Source organism: Planobispora rosea, assembly GCF_014648175.1.
Classification (GTDB): Bacteria; Actinomycetota; Actinomycetes; order Streptosporangiales; family Streptosporangiaceae; genus Planobispora; species Planobispora rosea.
Map to the genome: position 1 here is coordinate 46,235 of NZ_BMQP01000025.1, position 20,174 is coordinate 66,408.

Genomic DNA, 20,174 nt, shown 5'->3' on the forward strand with positions numbered 1-20,174 from the left:
ACGGCGGAACGGCGCGGCCGGGGATGCGGGGGCGGCGCGTCGCCTCACATTCCCGGCGGCTGTTCCGTCGGACTACCGGGACACCCTCCGGCGCACAGCCCGCCGCCGTCCCCAGCCGTCCGCACCAGTCAAGGAGTCACCCGTGTTCCTCCGTGCCGCGATCGCCCTGCAGACCCTGGCCCTCTTCTCCACTCCGGTCACCGCCGGGCTGCTGCTGTCCACGCCCAGCGGGCACACGTTGCACAGCGCGTCGTCGTACGGGGTGTTCGTCGCGACGGTGCTGCACCTGGTCACCGCGGTCCTGGTGTGGCGGCCGGGCGGCGGCTCGCCCAGGCCCATCCTGCACGCGGCCGGGTTCCTGGGGCTCGTCCTGGCGCAGGTGGCGCTGGGCATCGCGGGTCTGAAGACCCTGCACATCCCCCTGGGCGTGCTGCTGTTCGGCCTGAGCCTCCTTCAGCTCAGCCGGGTCTGGGCCGGCCGCCGCGTCGAGGCGCCCGCCGCGGACCGGAGGGACGACGAGGTTCACGCGATGTCCGGCCGACCTGACCGCCCGTGAGCTGAGCACGGCGTCCAGGGGCCGGATGCGGCGACGCGCCCATCGTGATCAGGCCCCATCGCGATCAGGCGTCCCCGGGTGCCCGCTCAGTGCGCCGCGTCCAGGCGGGCGCGCTGGTCCTCCGTCAGCTCCAGCTCCACCGCGGCCAGGTTCTCCTCCAGCTGCGCCACCGAGGACATCCCGACCAGCGGGATCACCGGCAGCTCCCCGCCGATCTGCCAGGCCAGCACCACCTGGTTCGCGGTCGCCCCCGTCTCCTCCGCGACCTCGCGCAGCACCGCCAGCCGGGCGGGCGTGCCCGGGTGGTCGTAGTCCGGCGGGAGCTGCTTGTCCCGGCGGGTGTAGACGCCGTGGAGCAGCGGCGAGTAGGCCACCAGGGTCAGGCCGGGCTCGGCCCGCAGGTAGCTCCGGAGCTCGGCTCCGGCGTGGCCGAGGCTGCCGTCGGGGAAGAGCGGCTCGGGCATGTCGGAGCGTGCCCGGAGGTAGCTGTGCTGGTACTGCAGGACCTCGTAACCGGGCAGCCCGGCCGCCACGGCGAGGGCGCGGGCCCGCTCCACCCGCCAGATCGCGTGGTTGCTCACCCCGAGCAGGCCGACCGTCCCCTCCGCCACCAGTTCGGCGAAGCCCTCGACGGTCTCGCCCGGCGGGACCGTCCGGTCCTCGATGTGCGCGTACAGCAGGTCGATCTTGTCCACCCCGAGCCGCTCCCGGCTGCGCTCGGCGGACTCCCGGATGACCTTGGCCGACAACCCCTCCGCGTTGTCGACGTAGCTGGTCCCGGGCGCGAGCGGCCGCGCCCCCAGCTTGGTCGCGATGACGACCTCGTCGCCGACGCCGCGGCTCCGCCGCCACCGGCCGAGCAGTTCCTCACTCTGCCCGCCCTGACCGCCGTCGACCCAGAAGGCGTAGTTGTCGGAGGTGTCGATGAACGTCCCGCCGGCCTCGACGTAGCGGTCGAGGATGGCGAAGGACGTCTTCTCGTCGGTCACCGACCCGAACAGCATCGCGCCGAGGGCGAGCACGCTCACCTCGCGGCGGGTCTTCGGATCGGTGCCAATAGTGCGATATTTCATTGTTTACTCCCGTTCGCGCCCGTCGTCTCCGGGCCTCGGACAGGAGTCTGGGACGTGGAGCGCGCTCCAGGTCAAGCCCCGGAGCCGGTGGCGCCTCCGTTCAGGGACGGGCGGAGGAGACGACCTCCGCGATGGCGCCGACCACCAGGTCCCGCCGGGCGAGGTGGACGTAGTGCTCGTCGGTGTCGGCGAGCACGTACCGGCCCCGGCCGGACAGCTCCGCCAGGGACTCGTGAACCCCCGGCGGGCCCCCGGCGCGGGCGGCGATCACCACGACGGGCATGTCCCCCCACGCTCCGGGGCGCTCGGTGGCGTGGACCTGGCGGGTGCTGGCGGGCAACGACTCCGCCTCCCGGGCCGCCGCCGCCAGCGAGCCGGGTCCGTAGACGACCGGCGCGTGCTCGCGGCCCGGCCCCGTGGCGGTGTCCGGCAGCAACCAGCCCCTGGCCCAGCGGACGAGGCCGAGCCGGGCGGCCAGGCCGTACAGGCGCGTCTGGGCGGTCATCAGCGGGACGCTCGCCTCGATGGCGGCGTCCGACGTCCCGGACGCGTCGCTGACGTCCACCAGGACCATTCCCGCGACCTTGCCGGGGTGACGGTCGGCGAGCAGGCGCACGACGTGGCCCCCGTAGGAGTGGGCGGCCAGGACGAACGGCCCGCTCTCACCGCTGCGTTCCAGCAGGGTGTGCAGTTCGCCGGCCGCCCGGCTCGCGTCCCGGGGCCCGGGGCCGGGCTCGCTCCAGGCGTACCCGGCGCGGTCGTAGGCGCACGCCCGGACCGAACGGGCGGCCAGGGCGGAGCGCACGCCCGCCCAGGTGGTGGAGGACTCGCCCCATCCGGCGTCGAGCAGGACGGTCGGACCGCCCGATCGGGGGCCCTCGCAGTGCAGGTGGAGCCGGTGGCCGCCGACGTCGACGAGCCTGCCGGGCATCGGATGCCGGGTGCCGTCCCCCGCCGCCGCGACGGTCTCGGCCCCGCATCCGGCCCCCGCCAGGAGGAGCAGTACGGCCGCCGCCCCGCCCGCGATCCGGGCCGCCCTGCGCAGCCGTCCCTTCCCTCCGGACCGTTTCCGGCCGCCGGTTTTCCTCGTCCCCATGTATCCGATCCCCGTGTGATGTCGGCTGACGGTGGAGGGAGCCGGCGCCCGCCGTGGCGGGGTGCCGTCCCTCCCGGCGATCAGGTTTCCATCGGGGCCCCGCCGGGCGGATCGGCCCTCGGACCGACCTCGCGGGCCCGCCGGACCGGGAGCGCGGAGATCCGGGATGCGACCCGGGGATGACCCGCCTCCACCGGAAGGACGATCGGGGGGGCCGTGCTCAGGTCAGGCGCAGGGCCTCGGCGGCGACGGCGTGGCGCAGGGCCCGGATGCCGGGACGGCCGCGCAGGGGGTGGACGTTGTTGGTCAGCAGGACGACGGTCAGCGCGCGGGCGGGATCGACGACGAGGGAGGTGCCGGTGAAGCCGGAGTGGCCGTAGGCGCCGGGCAGCGGGCCGGTGATGGCGGGGTCGCCGATCCGCACACCGAGCCCGTGGCGGAAGCCGTCGCCCTCGATCCCCTGGTCGCGGGTCATCTCCGCGACGGTGTCCGGGCGCAGGACGGGCTCTCCCCCGGTGCGCAGCGTCTCGGCGAAGCGGAGCAGGTCTCCCGCCGTGGAGAAGATCCCGGCGTGCCCGGCGACGCCGCCCAGGCCGTACGCGGTCTCGTCGTGGACCTCGCCCCGCACGCACCCGGGGCGGGAACGCTCGGCCTTGTACTCGGTGGCGACGGTCCGGGACAGCAGCGGCCCGCCGGGCCGGTAGACGGTGTCGGCCAGGCCCAGCGGACCGGTGACGCGGGAGCGGACCAGCACATCGAGGGGCGCTCCCCCGGCGAGCTCGGCCACCCGGCCCACGGTGATCATCCCGACGTCGGAGTAGAGGTAGCGCTCTCCGGCGGCGTGCAGCGGCGCGGTGGACAGCACGCACTCCATGCGGGCGGCGTGGACCTCGGGCCCCTCCCCGGGGATCTCCCGGTCGGCCCGGCGGCCGGGCGGCAGGCCCGCCGTGTGGGTGAGCAGGTGCCGGAGGGTGATCTCCGGGTGCCCGCCGTAGCAGGCGGGCAGCAGGCCGGCGACGGGCTCGTCGAGGCCGACGAGCCCGTCCTCGGCCAGGGACAGCACGACGGCCGTCGTGAACAGTTTGGTGACCGAGGCGAGGTCGAAGAGCGAGTCGTGCCGGACGGGCGGGCGCTCGGGCAGGAGCTCCTCCGACACCCCGGCATACCGTACGGCCTCGCCCACCGCGGCGACGGCGGCCACCCGCCCGCCCACGGCGACCGCCGCCACCGCGGCCGAGCACACCCCGGGCACGGCGTCCGCCAGGACGCGCTCCAGCGCGGAACAGGCCGCGGGCGGATCAGCCACCGCGCACCCCCTCGGCGGCCAGGGCGGCCTCGAGGTTGTCGCCGTGAGCCGCCAGCAGGGTGCGGGCGCCCTCGCTGTCCAGACCCTGCTCGACCATGAGCACCGCGACCTTCACGTTCCAGTCCGCCGACTCCAGCGCGGAGCGGGCGGCGGGCAGGCCGCTCCCGGTGATGTCGCTGACCATCCGCGTGGCCCGGTCGGCGAGCTTGGCGTTGGCCGCCGACACCTCGATCATGTTGTTGCCGTAGGTACGGCCCAGCCCGATCATCGCGATCGTGGAGATCATGTTGAGGACCAGCTTCTGCGCGGTCCCCGCTTTGAGCCGGGTCGATCCGGTCACCACCTCGGCGCCGACGACGACCTCGATCGGGTGCCGCGCCGCCGCCGCGATGGGGGTGCCGGCGTTGCAGGTCAGCGCCAGGGTCAGCGCGTCCCTGCGCGCCGCCTCGCGCAGGGCTCCCACGACGAACGCCGCCCGGCCGCTGGCGGAGACGCCCACCACCGAGTCGAGGGCGCCCACCTGCCGCTCCTCCATGGCGGCGGCCCCGGCCGGGGCGTCGTCCTCGGCCCCCTCGACCGAGCGGGTCAGCGCCGGCTCGCCGCCCGCGATGACACCCTGCACCAGCTCCGGGTCGGTGCCGAAGGTCGGCGGGCACTCGGAGGCGTCCAGCACGGCCAGCCGGCCCGAGGTGCCCGCGCCCACGTAGATCAGGCGCCCGCCCCGCTTCATCCGGTCGACGATCGCGTCGATCGCGGCGGCGATCTCCGGGATCGCCTCGGCCACCGCCGCGGGCACGGTCGCGTCGGCGGCGTTCATCAGCCGGGCCACCTGCTCGGTCGAGAGCCGGTCGATCTCCCGGTAGCGCGGATCACTCTGTTCGGTGGACAGCCCGGCGAGTGAATCAGTCATGACGCCCCATGTCGCTAATTTTCATCAAGACCTTCTCTTGTGTAAATTATCTTCTAAGACGAGACATGTCACTCATCCGTCCCGGAGTCGCGCGGCCTGTTCCGGCGGCCGTTCCCGCCTCCGTCTCCTCCCCCGCCTCCTCCGCTGTCTCCGTCCCGCCGGTCACCGCAGGCTGCGGCGGTAGAGCCAGAAGACCCGCTCGGCGCGCGCGCCGACCGCCCGCGAGTAGAAGCCCAGCGGGCCCACCCAGGAGATCTGCGCGCTCACCGTCCCGGCCGCCCGCATCTCGGCCAGGCAGCGGCGCAGCAGCACCCGCCCGAGACCCAGGCCCCGGGCGGCCGGGACGGTGCCCATCGGGCCGAACCAGGAGGGCCGGGCGCCCCAGGCCGCGAAGGCGAGGATCTCCCCGTCGCGCGCGGCGTAGTGGCAGCCGCTCGCCTGCTCCGCCTCCCAGGCCCAGGTGTCCTTCCAGTGGGCGCGCACGAAGGCGGCCACGGCGGCGCGGTCTCCCCCGTCCGCCGGAGCGGAGGCCGTGGCGCGTTCCAGCGGCGGCCCGGCGGCGTGCACGGCGTCGTCCCGTCCGGCGGCGTGCACGGTGACGCCCCGCTCCGCCAGGCGTTCCACGTCGGCCTCGGTGGACAGATCCGCGGCGGCCAGGTCGACCGTCATGTTCCAGGCGGTGTGGTAACGCTCGTAGCCGAGACTCTCGGCCAGGCAGGCGGCCGGGGTGTAGCGCACGTCGATACCCGGCCAGGCGTAGCAGGGCGGGTTCCCGGCGAAGCGGGCCTCGGCCGCCCCCTCGGCCCGCAGCCACGCCTCGGCCGCGCCGACGAGCGCCCGGCCGTACCCCCGGCCCCGGGCGCCGGGGTGGACGGCCAGCAGGTCGATGTGCCCGACGGCGGCGTCGCGCCCGGAGACCGAGACGAAGACGGCGCCGTCGAGACCGGGAGTCGTCAGCGCGGTCCAGCGGCGTTCCGGGGGCGGAGCGGCGAGCCGGGAGACCAGCGCCTGCCCCTCCCCGGGGTCGAGGGTGAGCGCGGCCCCGGCGGTCTCGCCGAGCGCGGCCAGCTCTGCGGCGGACGCCTCCCGGATCTCCCCCGGCGCGGGATCTCCCGCGCCGGGCTTGCCAGGGGTCTGCCGGGCCGCCCGGTCTCCGCCCACCGGGTTCACGCCCGGCCTGCCGGCATGGCGACGACGCCGCGGCGTTCGGGGTGCAGGCAGGCGTGCTCCTGCGGGATGTCGCCGGTGCGGCCGAGGACCGGGACCTCGGCGGTGCAGCGCCCGGTGGCGAACGGGCAGCGCCGGGCGAACAGGCAGCCCGCGTCGTGCTTGTCCTCCTCCAGCGCCCCGACCGGCGTCACCGCCTGCCCTCCCGGCACCTCCAGGCCGTGCAGCACCGGGATCGCCGACAGCAGCGCCTGGGTGTACGGGTGGACGGGGGCGGAGATGATCGTCTCCACGGGGCCGCGCTCGACGACCTGTCCCCGGTAGATGACGTACAGCTCGCCGTCGCCGCCGATGTAGCGGGCGGTCGCCACGTCGTGGGTGATGAACAGCACGCTCACGCCGAGCCGCTCGCGCAGGTCCCGAAGCAGCGCCAGGATGCCCAGCCGGAGCGAGACGTCGATCATCGAGACGGCCTCGTCGGCGACGAGCACCTCCGGATCCACGGTCAGGGCCCGGGCGATGACGACGCGCTGGCGCATGCCGCCGGAGAGCTGGTGCGGGTAGCGCGGCAGCGCGTAGCCGGGGTCGAGGCCGACCAGCCCGAGCAGTTCCGCGGCCCGCTCGTCGATCCATCCCTTCGGCCGGCCGGTCTGCCGGGCCCGCAGCGCCAGGGGCGCGGTCAGCGCCTGGTGCACCGTGCGGGTCGGGTTGAGCGCCGAGTAGGGGTCCTGGTGGATGAGCTGGATCCGGCGGAAGTACGGCCGGCGCGCCCGCGGGCGCAGCGACGCCATGGAGACGCCGTCGATGGTGATCTCACCGGAGTCGTGGCTCTCCAGCCCGGCGAGGATCCGGCCCAGGGTCGTCTTCCCGCAGCCGGACTCGCCGATGAACGAGACCGCCCCGCCCCTGGCGATGGCGACGTCGACACCGCGCAGCGCCCTCACCTCCCGGCCGCCGAGCACGCCGCCCCGCTGCCTGAAGGTCTTGGTGATGCCCTGTCCCGTGATCACGCCTGCTCCTTCCGCGCTCCGGCGGTGACCGCCTCGACGGCATGGCACGACACGAGCCGCGCCCCGTGCGCGACCGCGGGCGGGTGCTCGCTCTCGCAGACGTCCATGCGCAGCGGGCACCGTTCCCGGAACACACATCCCCGTGCCGGGATCGTGGCGAGCGTCGGCGGGCGGCCGGGCAGCGCCCTGGCCTCGCCGATGTCGCCGACCAGGCGCGGGATGGCCTGGATGAGGCCCCGGGTGTAGGGATGGCGGGGGTCGCCCAGCACCTGGCGGGTGGGGCCCTGCTCGACCAGGCGCCCGCCGTACATGACGGCCAACCGGTCGGCGACCTCCGCCACCACGCCGAGGTCGTGGGTGATGACCAGGGTGGTGAGCCCGCGCTCCTCGTGGACCTCCCGGATGATCCGCAGGATCGTCGCCTGGGTGATCATGTCCAGCGCGGTGGTGGGCTCGTCCAGCACGACGAGGTGGGCGTTGAGGACCAGCGCGAACATGATGCCGACGCGCTGGCGCATGCCGCCGGACAACTCGTGCTGGTAGGAGTCCAGCACGCGGGCGCCGTCCAGGCCCATCCGGCCGAGCAGGTCCCCGGCCTCGCGCACCAGGGCGCGCAGGTCCCCCACCCCGTGTGAGCGGCCGAGGTCGAGCAGTTGCCTCCCGACTGTCTTGAGGGGGTTGAGAGAGTTCTGGGCGGCCTGGAAGACGTAGCCGACGTGCCGTCCCCGGGCCCTGCGCAGGTCCTCGCCGCGCAGGGCCACGACGTCGCCGAGGCCGTCGATCTCCACGCTGCCGGCGCTGATCCGGCCGGGCGGCTGGACGGCGTTGAGCAGCGAGAGCGCCAGGGTGGACTTGCCGGAGCCCGACTCGCCGACCACGCCGGTGATCGTCCCGGGTGGCAGGTCCAGGTCGACTCCGGAGACGGCGGGCAGCTCGCCGGCCGGGGTCCGGTAGACGACGGTCAGCCCGCCGATCCGAACGCCGGGAGCGGTCCTCTCGCCGGAGGCGGTCTTCCCGCCGGGGATGGCCGATGGGGTCGCAGGCACCCGTCACTCCTCACGCAGGCGGGGGTTGAAGATCTCGTCCATGGCGTCCACCACGAGCACGATGCCCAGGGTCAGCAGCAGGATCGCCAGCAGCGGCGCCAGCATGTACGGCAGCGCCGCGGTGGTGGTCAGCGCGCCCCCGCCGAACACCGAGAGGTTGAGCATGACGCCCCAGTTGTCCGCCTCGTACGGCAGCACGCCCAGGAAGAACAGGCCCACCTGCGCGTAGACGGCGCCGGTGACCGTGATGAGCATGCTCATCGCGATGTACGGCGCCATGCTGGGCAGCAGCTCCCTGCCCACGATGTGGGTGGTGGGCAGTCCCAGGCCGCGGACCGCCTCGATGAAGCCGCGCTCGCGCAGCGACAGCGTCTGCGCGCGCACCGCCCGCGCCACGGTGCCCCAGCCGAGCAGGCCCAGCACCAGCCCCATCTCCACCGCGCTGCCGAACGACCACACCGTCGACAGCACCAGCAGCAGCGGCAGACCGGGGATCGTCAGCTTCATGTCGGTCAGCCGCATGAGCACGGTGTCCCAGCGGCCCCGCTTGAAGCCGGAGAACAGCCCGATCGCGGTGCCGAGCACCACCGTGATGACGGCGGTGACCAGGGCACTCAGCAGCACGTACCGCGAGCCGGTGACGACCTGCGCGAGCACGTCCCGCCCCTGCCCGTCGGTGCCGAACCAGTGCTCGGCGCTCATCGGCGCGTAGATCTCGTCCGGGTCGCGCGGGAGCGGCTCGGGATGGAACATCGGCCCGAACACGCCCATGAACGCGAAGCCGAGCAGGATGACGGCCCCGGCCAGGCGGCTGGGCTTGCGCCGCATCACCCGCCACACGCCGCGCCAGAAGTCGCGGCGCATGGCCGCCGTCGTGCCGCCGGTCTCCAGGATGGCGCTGCTCATGCCGCCGCCTCCGCGCCGGAACGGACCCGCGGGTCGATGACCGTGTAGAACAGGTCGGCCAGGATGTTGGCCACCACGATCGCCACCGTGATGATCAGGAACGCGCCGCCCATCAGGGCGTAGTCGCGGTTGGTGACGCTCTCGATGAGCAGGAAGCCCAGTCCCGGGTAGTTGAAGATCTTCTCGATGAAGATCGCGCCGCCGAACAGCAGGCCCAGCGAGATCGCCAGGATCGTGAACAGCGGCAGGATCGCGTTGCGCATGATGTACCGGAAGATGATCGAGCGTTTCATCCCGCGCAGTTCCGCGGCCAGGATGAAGTCGTCGCCGAGCACCGTGACCACGCTCGACTTCATCGCCAGGATCCAGCCGCCGTAGCCCGCCAGCGCGTACGTCACCACCGGCAGCGTGGCGTGCTCGATCAGCGAGCCGATGTAGCCGGCGTTGAACCCGGGCTCGAACAGGATGTCGGCGGTGCCGCCCGGCGGCAGGACCGGGATCAGCGTGGTGAAGATCGCGCCCATCAGCAGCGCCAGCACGTACTGCGGCACCCCGTGCAGCAGCGAGCCGGAGATCGCCAGGAGGTCGCCCAGCACGCCCGAGCGCTTGATGGCGGCGTACACGCCCATGGTCACGCCGAGCAGGAAGCTCAGCAGCGTGCCGGTCAGCACCGGCAGGACGGTCCACTTGGCCGCCTCGCCCAGCACCGTCGTCACCGGGGTGCCGGGGTTGGTGACCGAGACGCCCAGGTCGAAGCGGAACAGGCCGCCCATGTAGTCGACGTACTGCTCCCAGAGCGTGCCGCTGGGCAGGAATCCGTACATGACGGCCGTGGCACGCTCGGCCGCCTCCGGTGACATGCCCTGCTCCACCAGCTTCTGGTAGCGCGCCGCGATGGGGTCGCCGGGGATGTTGCGGATGATGAAGAAACTGATCGTGGCGACCACGAGGACCATGGCGATCCCGCGGGCCAGGTGGCCCGCGAGACGCCGTGCGATAACCGTCATGCCTACCGAGTCTTCTCCTGGGTCTTCTTCCGGGTCTTCTTCCGGGCGTTCTCCCGCCGGACCTTCCTACTGGGCCTTCTTCACCATGCCCAGCTGGATCCACACCCCGGCGGGCAGGCGCAGCAGGTCGCTGTCCTGCTCCGGCCAGCCGGTGAACCGGCCGGTGTTGGTGAACTGGGTGTTGACGTAGTCCCAGAGCTGGATGACCGGCAGGTCCTGGTTGGCGGCCTTGGCGAGCTGGAGCATGATCGGCTTGGCCGCCTCGGCGTCGGCCGCGTTCAGCCTGCCGGTCAGCTCGCCGGGGTTGATCCTGCCGACGCCCTCGACGTCGATCTCCTCGGCGCCGCCCATCCAGTTGCCGCCCTTGCCCGGGGCCGCGTGCCGGATCTCGCCGGCCACGTTGGTCCAGCCGTTGGAGGCTCCGTACAGGCGCTGGTAGATGTCGTACGGCGCGGGGCCGAGCGCGATCAGCCAGAAGCCCGTGTCGTACTTGCCGGCCGCGATCTCCTCCAGGTAGAGCGGGTAGTCGGCGACGGTGACGACCTCGGCGTCCACGCCGTTCTCGGCGAGCTGGCCCTTGATGTTCTCCTGCGCGGAGATCCAGTCGGAGAAACCCGCCGGGGCGTGCATGGTGACCTTCCACGGCGTGCCGTCGGCCAGCGTCCACCTGCCGTCCTTCTTCTGCAGCCCCGCGGCCTTGAACTCCTCCTCGGCCCTGGCCACGTCGTACCGGTACGGCTCCAGCTCGGCGAGGCCGGCGCCCAGCCACTCCTGGGCGGGCTTCTGGTGGATGCCGGAGGTGGTCACGGCCGGGGTGCCGCCCTCGGGTGAGGCGACCTTGACGACCTGCTCGCGGTCGATCAGGTAGGCCAGGCCGCGGCGCACGTGCACGTTGTCGTAGGGCTTCCTGGACTGGTTGAACGCCAGGCCGACGGCCACCGGCGAGTAGCCCTTGATGATGTTGCTGCCGGGCGCCTGCTTGATCTTGTTCATCACGTCGGCGGGAGCCGCGGTGAAACCGGCGTGGTCGAGCTTGCCGGAGATCAGGTAGTTCCAGATCTGCTCGTTGCCGGTGTAGTTGAGGAACTTCACCTGGTCGGGGGCGACGTTCGCGGCGTTGTAGAAGTTCTTGTTCTTCAGCAGCAGCGCCTCGCCCGGGTTCGCCCGCTCCAGCACGAACGGGCCGGCGGAGACGTCCTTCGGCGGCGCGAAGGCGATGATCTTCTCGCCCAGTGCCGTGATCTCCTCACGGGCCTTCTCGGCGTCGCCGCCGGTGCCGCGCGAGAGCTTCAGCTTGTCCCAGAAGTCGGCCGGCAGCACGCCGCCCCACACGTGCGCGGGCGCCACGTAGGTGTCGAGCACGCCGCGGGCGAACTTGGCGCTCGGGTTGGTCATGTCCTGCGTGACCTTGACCGTCGTGTCGTCGACGACCTGCACGTCCGCCGCCGCGCCCGCCGCGCCCGGTGTGATCGCGAAGGCGGTGCTGCCCTGGGTGTAGGCGATGCCGATGGAGAGCCGGACGTCCTCGGCGGTCACCGGTTTGCCGTCGGACCACTTGTTGCCAGGGTGCAGCTTGATGGTGATCGAGGAGTTGTCGGGGGCGATCTCCCAGCTCGCGGCGATGCCCGGATAGAACTGGTTCGGGTCGGTCAGGTGGTTCTTGATCCAGGCCAGCTTCATCGCGTTGTACCCCAGGAAGGAGTTGCCCTTGGGGTTGTACGGGTTCGCGGGCGCGTTCGGGTCGATGCCCGGCCTGTTGACGTCGATCGTGGTGAAGAGCCCGCCACCGCCGCCGGCGGACCCGTTCTCCGTGGTGCCGCTGCCGCATGCCGTGACGGCGGCAAGGCTGAGCAGCACCGCTGCCGCTGCTAGACGCTTCATGAACCGCTCCGGTGGGGGGTCTCGTCGATGCCGAAAGGCGGGACTTTGACCGGACCCTACGGGCGCACGGAAGCTCCGTCAATAATTTCCACGAGGCGTGAAGCTTCTGTAATTTTTCTTCATCACCGTCGCGGCGGAGCCCCGTGTCGTGATCGCGGCGGGCCCGGCTCAGGCCACCGGGACGGGATGTCCGAGGGAGGACGACTCCACGCGGGCGGCACTGTGTCAGAAAGACAGGGATCCCAAGTTTCCGGACCTCTCCGGTCCCTTCCGTTGGCCCCCGGACGGCGGGACGGCACCGTTTGTGTCATGACTCCGACCCGAACCCCGGAAACCATCCAGACCGCGACGCCGGCCACGCCGGGTGTGACGCCTCAGGCCACCGCGCCCCGGCGCCGGTGGCTCCGGTTCACCTGGCACTACGTCGAGATGGTCATCGCGATGTTCGCCGGCATGGCCGTCCTCGGCCTGCTCCTGGACGCCGTCGGCCTCGGCCTCTCCTACGCGCGGGACCCCGAGCTCGCCTACCTGGTGATGGCGTTCAACATGTCCGTCGGCATGGCCGTCGCGATGCGCCTGCGCGGTCACGGCTGGGCGGGCACCCTGGAGATGTGCGCCGCCATGTTCGTCCCCGTCGTGCCGCTCTTCCCGCTGCTGTGGCTGGGCGTCATCGACGGCGGCGTGCTGATGATCGTCTCGCACGTGGCCATGTTCCCGCTCATGCTGGCCGTCATGTTCCGGCGGCTCGACGAGTACGCGGGGTGCGCGCACTGAACGACACCGGGCACGCGCCTGCCGTACGGTCACGGTAGAACGCCGACAGAAAGGCCGGTCCGTGTCCGCTCTCCCCCGTGATCACGCCGCCCTCCCGGACACCATGCTGCGGGATCTGGAGGAACTCGTCACCTGCGAGTCCTTCTCCGCCGACCTCGGCGCGGTGGCGCGCAGCGCCGGGGTCGTCGCCGCGCAGGGGACGCGCCTGCTGGGGGTCCCGCCCGAGACGATCGTGATCGACGGCGTCACCCACCTGCGCTGGACCTTCGGCGCCCCCCGGGTGCTCGTCCTCGGCCACCACGACACGGTCTGGCCGATCGGCTCCCTGCTGACCCACCCCTGGTCGGTGGCCGGCGGGATCGCCCGGGGACCGGGCGTGTTCGACATGAAGGCCGGGCTGGTCCAGGCGTTCCACGCGCTGGCCTCGCTGCCGTCCCCGGACGGGGTGTGCCTGCTGGTCACCGGGGACGAGGAGGTCGGCTCGCCGTCCTCGCGCGCCCTGGTGGAGGAGGCGGCCCGCCGGTGCTCGGCCGCGTTCGTGCTGGAGGGGAGCGCCGAGGGCGGCGCGCTGAAGACGGCGCGCAAGGGCACGTCGAACTACGAGGTGGTGGTGCACGGCCGGGCGGCGCACGCGGGGCTCGAACCCCGCAAGGGTGCGAACGCCGCGGTCGAGCTGGCCCACCAGGTCCTCGCGATCACGGACGTCGCCGCCCTGGCGGACGCGGACGGCACGGCCTCGCCGGCGCTCGCCGGCCCGGACACCGCCGTCCTCACGGAGCCGGACGCCGAAACCACCGTCACCCCCACCGTCCTGACCGGCGGCACCGCGCCCAACACCGTGCCCGCGCTGGCCCGTGTGGCCGTGGACGTCCGGGTGCCGACCCTCGCCGCGCAGGAACGGGTTGACGCGCTGATCCGCGCCCTGTCCCCCCGGCTCTCCGGGACCCGGCTGGAGATCCTCGGCGGTCCGAACCGGCCTCCGATGGAGGCGTCCTCCTCCGCCGGGCTGCTCGCGCTGGCCCAGCGGGTCGCCGCCGGTCTGGGCCTGGACCCGCTCGGCGGGGTCGGGGTGGGCGGGGCCTCCGACGGCAACTTCACCGCCGGGGTGGGCTGTCCCACCCTCGACGGGCTGGGCGCGGTCGGGGGCGGCGCCCACGCCGACGACGAGCACGTGGTCGTGGCCGCGCTGCCGGGCCGTACGGCACTGCTGGCCGGACTGATCAGGGCGGTGCTGGCCGGGGAGCGGGGCGAGGCCGGGAACGGGCACGGCGCCGTGGACGGAGCGGTGCCGCGGTGAACGGTGCCGCCCGCGACGTCGTCGTGCGCGAGCTCCACTCCCTGGCGGAGTTCCAGGAGGTCGCCCGGTTGTTCGACGGCATCTGGCGGCCCGCCCCGGGCGGCGAGCCGGTCACGGTCGAGCTGATGCGGGCGCTGTCGCACGCGGGCAACTACGTGGCCGGCGCCTACGGCGGGGACGGGACGCTGGCCGGCGCGTCGGTCGGGTTCCTGGCCGCCCCCGCGGGCGAGGCCCTGCACTCCCACGTCACCGGGGCCCTGCCCGGGCGGGGGGCCGGGCTCGCGCTCAAGCTCCACCAGCGCGCGTGGGCGCTGGCCCGCGGCCTGGAGCGGATCACCTGGACCTACGACCCCCTGGTACGGCGCAACGCCCACTTCAACCTGGTCAAGCTCGGCGCCCTGCCCGAGGAGTACCTGCCGTCGTTCTACGGCGTCATGGGAGACGCGATCAACGCCGGTGACGAGTCGGACCGGGTGCTCGCCGTCTGGCGCCTGACGGAACCGCGGGTGACGGCCGCCGTACGGGGAGAGCCGGTCCCGGCCGAGGTCCCGCCGGACGCGGCGGCCGGGCTGGAGGATCGGGACGGGCACCCGGCCCCCGGCCGGGCCGACGCCCGGGTCGTGCTGGTGGCGGTGCCGGGCGACATCGAGACCCTGCGGCGGCGGGACCCGGGGGCGGCCAAGGCGTGGCGGCACGCCGTACGGGATGTGCTGGGCGGGCTCATGAACGAGGGCGCGCAAGTCATCGGTTTTCACCAGAAATCGTGTTATGTCGTGGAACGGCGCATCTGAGCACCGGTGAACGCCGGTGGCCGCCGCTGAGGGCCGCTGAGGGCCACTGAGGGCCGCTGAGGGCCGAGATCCGCAGAACCGAGGAGAGCCGATGAAGATCACCGGGGTCGAGCTGCGGCGGATCGCGATGCCGCTGGTCACACCGTTCCGCACCTCGTTCGGGACCGAGACGACACGTGAGGTGGTCCTGGTCCGGGTCGTCACCCCGGACGCCGAGGGCTGGGGCGAGTGCGTGGCCATGGCCGAGCCCCGCTACTCCTCCGAGTACGCCGACGGCGCCGCCGACGTGCTGCGCCGCTTCCTCATCCCGGCTCTCTCCCGGTACGCCGCGGAGCTCGCGGAGCCCGCGGAGTTCGACGCCCAGGCGGCGGAGCGGGCGATGGAGCCGTTCAAGGGCCACCGGATGGCCAAGGCCGCGCTGGAGACCGCCGTCCTGGACGCCCGGCTCCGCGCGCGCGGCGAGTCCTTCGGCTCCTTCCTCGGCGCCGCACGGGACCGCGTGCCCTGCGGCGTCTCGGTCGGCATCATGGACTCCGTCCCCCGGCTCCTCGACGCCGTCGCCGGATACGTCGAGGAGGGCTACGTCCGGATCAAGCTGAAGATCGAGCCGGGCTGGGACGTCGCCCCGGTCCGGGCCGTGCGCGAGCGCTTCGGCGACGACCTGCTGCTCCAGGTCGACGCCAACGCCGCCTACGGCCTCGCCGACGCCCACCATCTCGCCCGGCTGGACGCCTTCGGCCTGCTGCTCGTCGAGCAGCCCCTGGCGGACGACGACCTGGTCCAGCACGCCCGGCTGGCGAAGCTGCTGCGCACTCCGATCTGCCTGGACGAGTCGATCGGGTCCGCCGCGCACGCCGCCGCCGCGATCTCCCTGGGCTCCTGCTCCATCGTCAACGTCAAGCCCGGCCGGGTCGGCGGCTACCTGGAGGCCCGCCGCATCCACGACCTGTGCCGGGCCCACGGTGTCGCCGTCTGGTGCGGCGGGATGCTGGAGACCGGCCTCGGCCGGGCCGCCAACGTCGCCCTGGCCGCCCTGCCCGGCTTCACCCTGCCCGGCGACACCTCCGGCTCCGGCCGTTACTACGCGACCGACATCACGCCCCCGTTCGTCCTGGACGGCGGCCACCTGACCGTCCCCACCGGCCCCGGCCTGGGCGTGAGCCCCGTCCCGGAGATCCTGGACGAGGTCACCGTCACCACCGAGTGGATCCCCCTCTGACTCTGACGCGCCCGCCTGCGGGAACCGCCCGTCTTGTTTCGGAGCTGGACCGGAGGCACACGGCTCAGCGACGAATCTTCCCAGGCCACCGGTGTCGGGACAGCGTTCCCGACACCGGTGGTGTTCCGGGTGGACGCCTGGCGCGCTCCGCTCGCCCCCGGGGCCGGTCAGGTTCTGCGGTTGTAGAGCCTGAGCGCGATCGGGGCGAACACGACCGTCATCGCCCCGGAGAGGGCGAGGACGAGCGCGAGGTCCCCGGCGTCGGGCACGCCGTCGAGGAGGCCGCGCGCCGCCTCGACGAGGAGGGTCACGGGGTTGACGGCCACGAAATCCTGCACCCAGGCCGGCATGGTCTCCGGTGGCGCGAACGCCGGGCTCACGAAGGTCAGCGGGAAGAGGATCATGGTGGACGCCCCCATGACGGCGGCCGGGGTCCGTACGGTGAGACCGATGATCAGCCAGAGCCAGCTCAGCGCGGAGCAGAAGACCAGGAGCAGCACGACGGCCCCGGCGACGCCCCCGAGGCCGCCGGGCGCCCGGTATCCGATCAGCGTCGCGATGCCGAACACGAACGCGGAGGCGATGCCGTAGCGCAGCGTGTCGCCCACCAGCGCGCCGACGAGCGGCGCCGGACGCCAGATCGGCTGCGAGCGGAAGCGGTCGAAGGCTCCCCGCTCGATGTCGGTGTTGAGGGTCACGGCCGTGTACATCGTCATGAAGACGACCGTCTGGGCGAGGATCCCCGGCAGCGCGTAGCCCAGATACGCCTCCGGCGATCCGATCACCGCCCCGCCGAACACGTACGTGAACATCAGCGTGAACATGATCGGGAACAGCGTGGCGTCGAGGAGCTGCTCGGGGACATGCCTGATCTTCAGCAGGGCGCGCCACGCGAAGGTCAGCGTCGCGCGCAGCGCGCCGGCGCCCGTGTCCGGCGGCGGCGCGCCGGCGACGGCGGAGATCAGCCGGGTGTCGAGTTCGAACGCCGGGCGTCCGGTCGTCTGGTGGATGGTCACGTCGATGCCTCCTCGCGGCTCGGCGCGGGGCCGTCGGCCGGTTCTCCGGTGAGGGCCAGGAACACCTCGTCGAGACTCGGCTGGGCCAGCGCGTACTCGCTGACGCCGAGCCCGCGTTCGGTGATGGCCGCGAGCGCGCCCGCGACCGCGGCCGGTTCGTCCACCCGCAGGGAGAGCGCGACGGGATCCGGCTCCAGGACGGGGGCGGCGCCGAGCATGACCGCGAGGAGCCGGGCGACCTCCGGGCGGTCGGCGCCGTCGGCGACCCGCACGCGCAGCGCGCCCGCGCCGACCAGGGCTTTGAGCCGGCCGCTCGTGCCCTCGGCGATGACGCGGCCGTGGTTGACGACGGCGATGCGGTCGGCGAGCTGATCGGCCTCTTCGAGGTACTGCGTGGTCAGCAGGACGGTGGTGCCGGCGCCGACGAGCGCTCGCACGCTCTCCCACACCTGGCCGCGGCTGCGCGGATCCAGGCCGGTCGTCGGCTCGTCGAGCATCAGCAGGTCGGGACGGGCGACGAGGGAGCCGGCGATGTCGAGCCGGCGCCGCATGCCGCCGGAGTAGGTCTTCACCTCCCGCCTGGCGGCCGCGCTCAGGTCGAAGGCCTCCAGCAGGTCGGTGGCGCGCCTCCTGGCCGCCTTTCCCCGGTGCCCGCGCAGGCGGGCGAGCAGGATGAGGTTCTCGAGCCCGGTCAGGTCCTCGTCGAGGGACGCGAACTGCCCGGTGAGCGCGAGACGCGCCCTGACCCGGGCCGCCTCGGCGGTGACGTCGTGACCCAGCACCCGGGCGGTGCCGCCGTCGGGGCGGATCAGCGTGGCGATCATCCGGATCATGGTCGTCTTCCCCGCCCCGTTGGGCCCGAGCACGGAGTAGACGCACCCCGCGGGCACCTCCAGGTCGACGCCGTCGACCGCCCGGTCGGCGCCGAAGGCCTTGACCAGGCCGCGGGTCTCGATCGCCCATGTCTCGCGGCTCATGCCGCGGTGCCTTCCGGCCGGTGCGCCGGTTCTTCGGTAAGCGATGTCATGGGGGCAGCCTGCCCGGCACCGCGGTCGCCGGTATTGGACGAATGTCCAGGCGGTGCTGTTCAGACGGCGCTGTTCAGACGGCGCGTGCGAGCGTCCAGGCCGTGCTGTCGACCGTCCACAGCGGGTCGGAGGCGATCGCGCCCGGGGTGCGGCCGGTGAACCTGAGCACCTCACGGTGGAGGTGGGACTGGTCGGCGTAGCCGATCTCCGCGGCGACCTCGGCGACGCTGGCGGTCGTGCCGAGCCTGCGGAGCGCCCGGTCGAATCTGACGATCATCGCCGCCCGTTTCGGTGTGACGCCGATCTGCGACTTGAACCGGCTCCAGAATCGCGTGCGGCTCCAGCCGTACCGGCCGGGCAGGTCGCCGATCGGCACCCGCCCGTGCCCGGCCCTGATCCGCCGCCACGCGTCGGCCACCTCGGGGTCGATGCGGAACGAGGAACGGCGGGGACAGGCGAACGCCTCGCGGATCAGCGCGAACCGGTCGTCCCAGGATCGCGCCTCGATCAACCGCGCGCGCAGCCTGCCGGCGTCACGCCCCCAGATCTCGGCCAGGTCCAGCGGCGCGCCGTTGAGCTCCGCCGGGGACACCCCGAGAAGGCCCGGCGCCGCCGGCAGATCCACCTGCAGTTCGACGCAGTCGACGGCGCGCCCGGCCATCCGGGCGGCCTGCGGGGAGATACCGGCGACGATGCCGCCCTCGAAGGCGCCGCCTCCGAGGGGTTCGAGGCTGCCCGGGGCGCAGTCGATCACGATCGCGATCGCCGGACCGGGCGGAATGCGCTCCTCGAACACCCCTCCGGAGCGATCGCGGAAGCCGACCATCGTGACGCCCGGGATCACGTGCCCCTCGGCTGGGGCCGCCACCTCCCAGCCACCCTGGCCCTGAGGCGCCGGCGCGGTCTCGGTGTCCGCTCGCATGGACGGGAGCATATCCCCGCGTGTCGCTCCTTCACCGGCCGGGGACGCCGCGCCGGCCGGGCCCGTACGGAGGGAGGACGGGAGACCGCCGGGCCGGCGTGATCACCGTGAGTCGGCGAAGAAGGCCTGGAGGTGGCGGTTGACCGGTTCCGGGCAGTCCAGCTGGGGGACGTGTCCGCAGCCGTCCAGGATCTGGAGCCGGGCGTCGGGCAGCAACTCGGCGAAGCGGTGGGCGCGCTCGACGGGCTGGACGGTGTCCTGTCTGCCCCACAGCACCAGAGCCGGGGTCCTGGTGGTGGGCAGGGCGCGTTCGGTCTGTGCCCAGTCCAGGCGGCGTTCCAGCAGGTAGGTGGCGCGGATGTTGTCGTGGAAGGTCATCGGAGCCCACCACTCGTCCAGCAGCTGGTCGGTGACACGCTGCTTGTTGACCATCATGCCCTCGGCCATGCCGCGGACGGTGGACTTGCCGGTGGACAGCTTGACCGCCAGTTCGCCGACGACGGGAATCTTCAGCGATTCCCACATCCAGGTTCCGGGCAGGTCCAGTCCGGTGGCGTCGAGCAGGGCGAGCCTGGTGACACGGTCGGGGTGGCGCTGGGCGAAGGCCAGGGCCCAGCCGCCGCTCCAGGAGTTGCCCGCCAGGGCTGCCCGCCGTACGCCGACGGCGTCCATGAACGCCCCGACGGCGGTGGTCATGGCGTCCAGGTCGAAGGCGAAGGCGGGATCCTTGAGCCGGGTGTAGCCCTGGCCGGGAAGGTCGACCACGTACACGGTGTGGTCGCGGGCCAGTACCGGCACCTGTTCCTTCCAGCCGATGACGGAGGTGCCGCCGGGTGAGAGCAGGATCACCGGGCTGCCGGAGCCGGCCTTGACGTAGTGGAAGCGGGCGATCGGGGTCTCGGCGTAGCGGGATCCGGCCTGGGCCAGGTACGGCGAGCGGAAAGCGCGGCCGTCCTCGGGCGGCTGCCAGCCGTACGCGCCGAACAGCACCGCGGCCACCAGCGGGACGATCACGGCAGCCGACCGGCGGAGCCGGCGCCGCCCCTTGCGTACCGGCTGCCGGGCGGAGGTCCGGGGAATGTCGTCAAGGCGGGTCATGGTCATCCTCGGTCATGGTCGTCGAGTCGTTTCACGCATCCGGACGCACAGGGCCTGGGCCTCCGTGACAG

19 protein-coding genes are annotated in these 20,174 nt (G+C 73.1%); 5 read left to right on the forward strand and 14 right to left on the reverse strand.

The window, feature by feature from the left end; genetic code table 11:
• The first annotated feature begins 142 nt into the window (after positions 1–142).
• On the forward strand, positions 143–556 hold the full coding sequence (locus IEZ08_RS23755) for a hypothetical protein (RefSeq protein ID WP_203863464.1): 414 nt from the start codon (positions 143–145) through the stop codon (positions 554–556).
• A gap of 86 nt (positions 557–642) precedes the next feature.
• On the opposite strand, the gene IEZ08_RS23760 is transcribed toward IEZ08_RS23755, so the two are convergent.
• The 10 genes from IEZ08_RS23760 to IEZ08_RS23805 all read right to left on the reverse strand — a co-directional run bounded on the left by IEZ08_RS23760 (position 643) and on the right by IEZ08_RS23805 (position 11,958).
• Entirely contained in the window at positions 643–1,629 is a 987-nt protein-coding gene (locus tag IEZ08_RS23760) for an aldo/keto reductase (protein WP_189242918.1), read from the reverse strand.
• Between the two features lie 100 nt (positions 1,630–1,729).
• Positions 1,730–2,725, reverse strand: a complete 996-nt coding sequence (locus IEZ08_RS23765) for an alpha/beta hydrolase (protein WP_189242919.1) — start codon at positions 2,723–2,725, stop codon at positions 1,730–1,732.
• 220 nt (positions 2,726–2,945) lie between these two features.
• On the reverse strand, positions 2,946–4,031 hold the full coding sequence (locus tag IEZ08_RS23770; RefSeq protein WP_203863463.1) for a serine hydrolase domain-containing protein: 1,086 nt from the start codon (positions 4,029–4,031) through the stop codon (positions 2,946–2,948).
• The gene (gene murQ / locus IEZ08_RS23775; protein WP_068923404.1) at positions 4,024–4,941 is read right to left on the reverse strand and encodes an N-acetylmuramic acid 6-phosphate etherase; all 918 of its coding nucleotides are present in this window, start codon (positions 4,939–4,941) and stop codon (positions 4,024–4,026) included. The genes IEZ08_RS23770 and murQ overlap by 8 nt, the downstream gene beginning before the upstream one ends.
• A 162-nt stretch (positions 4,942–5,103) precedes the next feature.
• Positions 5,104–6,111 (reverse strand): GNAT family N-acetyltransferase, encoded by a 1,008-nt coding sequence (locus IEZ08_RS23780; protein WP_229803448.1) that lies wholly within the window; start codon positions 6,109–6,111, stop codon positions 5,104–5,106.
• Entirely contained in the window at positions 6,108–7,118 is a 1,011-nt protein-coding gene (locus IEZ08_RS23785; protein WP_068923403.1) for an ABC transporter ATP-binding protein, read from the reverse strand. The genes IEZ08_RS23780 and IEZ08_RS23785 overlap by 4 nt, the downstream gene beginning before the upstream one ends.
• Positions 7,115–8,164: an ABC transporter ATP-binding protein gene (locus IEZ08_RS23790; protein ID WP_229803450.1), complete on the reverse strand. Its 1,050-nt coding sequence runs from the start codon at positions 8,162–8,164 to the stop codon at positions 7,115–7,117. The genes IEZ08_RS23785 and IEZ08_RS23790 overlap by 4 nt, the downstream gene beginning before the upstream one ends.
• 3 nt (positions 8,165–8,167) lie before the next feature.
• On the reverse strand, positions 8,168–9,070 hold the full coding sequence (locus IEZ08_RS23795; RefSeq protein WP_189242920.1) for an ABC transporter permease: 903 nt from the start codon (positions 9,068–9,070) through the stop codon (positions 8,168–8,170).
• Positions 9,067–10,077, reverse strand: a complete 1,011-nt coding sequence (locus tag IEZ08_RS23800; RefSeq protein ID WP_068923401.1) for an ABC transporter permease — start codon at positions 10,075–10,077, stop codon at positions 9,067–9,069. Before IEZ08_RS23800 ends, IEZ08_RS23795 begins: the two co-directional genes overlap by 4 nt.
• Before the next feature lie 66 nt (positions 10,078–10,143).
• A complete protein-coding gene (locus IEZ08_RS23805) occupies positions 10,144–11,958 on the reverse strand; it encodes an ABC transporter substrate-binding protein (RefSeq protein WP_068923400.1) in 1,815 nt (604 codons plus the stop codon).
• 309 nt (positions 11,959–12,267) lie between these two features.
• Here IEZ08_RS23805 and IEZ08_RS23810 point away from each other — a divergent pair, with 309 nt between their 5' ends.
• The 4 genes from IEZ08_RS23810 to menC all read left to right on the forward strand — a co-directional run bounded on the left by IEZ08_RS23810 (position 12,268) and on the right by menC (position 16,039).
• Entirely contained in the window at positions 12,268–12,732 is a 465-nt protein-coding gene (locus IEZ08_RS23810; RefSeq protein ID WP_229803451.1) for a hypothetical protein, read from the forward strand.
• Between the two features lie 61 nt (positions 12,733–12,793).
• Complete coding sequence (locus tag IEZ08_RS23815) at positions 12,794–14,029, forward strand: M20 family metallopeptidase (RefSeq protein WP_229803453.1); 1,236 nt, start codon at positions 12,794–12,796, stop codon at positions 14,027–14,029.
• A complete protein-coding gene (locus IEZ08_RS23820) occupies positions 14,026–14,820 on the forward strand; it encodes a GNAT family N-acetyltransferase (protein ID WP_068923399.1) in 795 nt (264 codons plus the stop codon). The genes IEZ08_RS23815 and IEZ08_RS23820 overlap by 4 nt, the downstream gene beginning before the upstream one ends.
• Before the next feature lie 91 nt (positions 14,821–14,911).
• Positions 14,912–16,039 carry an o-succinylbenzoate synthase gene (gene menC, locus IEZ08_RS23825; RefSeq protein WP_189242921.1) on the forward strand — a complete coding sequence of 376 codons (1,128 nt, stop codon included), beginning with the start codon at positions 14,912–14,914 and terminating at the stop codon, positions 16,037–16,039.
• 167 nt (positions 16,040–16,206) lie between these two features.
• Here the strand turns inward: menC and IEZ08_RS23830 are convergent, their stop codons facing one another.
• The 4 genes from IEZ08_RS23830 to IEZ08_RS23845 form a co-directional block, all read right to left on the reverse strand.
• Positions 16,207–17,055, reverse strand: coding sequence for an ABC transporter permease (locus tag IEZ08_RS23830; protein WP_203863462.1), 849 nt, complete (start codon positions 17,053–17,055; stop codon positions 16,207–16,209).
• Positions 17,052–18,032: an ATP-binding cassette domain-containing protein gene (locus IEZ08_RS23835; RefSeq protein WP_189242922.1), complete on the reverse strand. Its 981-nt coding sequence runs from the start codon at positions 18,030–18,032 to the stop codon at positions 17,052–17,054. The genes IEZ08_RS23830 and IEZ08_RS23835 overlap by 4 nt, the downstream gene beginning before the upstream one ends.
• 124 nt (positions 18,033–18,156) lie before the next feature.
• Positions 18,157–19,005: a helix-turn-helix domain-containing protein gene (locus IEZ08_RS23840; protein ID WP_189242923.1), complete on the reverse strand. Its 849-nt coding sequence runs from the start codon at positions 19,003–19,005 to the stop codon at positions 18,157–18,159.
• Between the two features lie 102 nt (positions 19,006–19,107).
• Entirely contained in the window at positions 19,108–20,103 is a 996-nt protein-coding gene (locus IEZ08_RS23845; protein ID WP_189242924.1) for an alpha/beta fold hydrolase, read from the reverse strand.
• Positions 20,104–20,174: the final 71 nt, after the last annotated feature.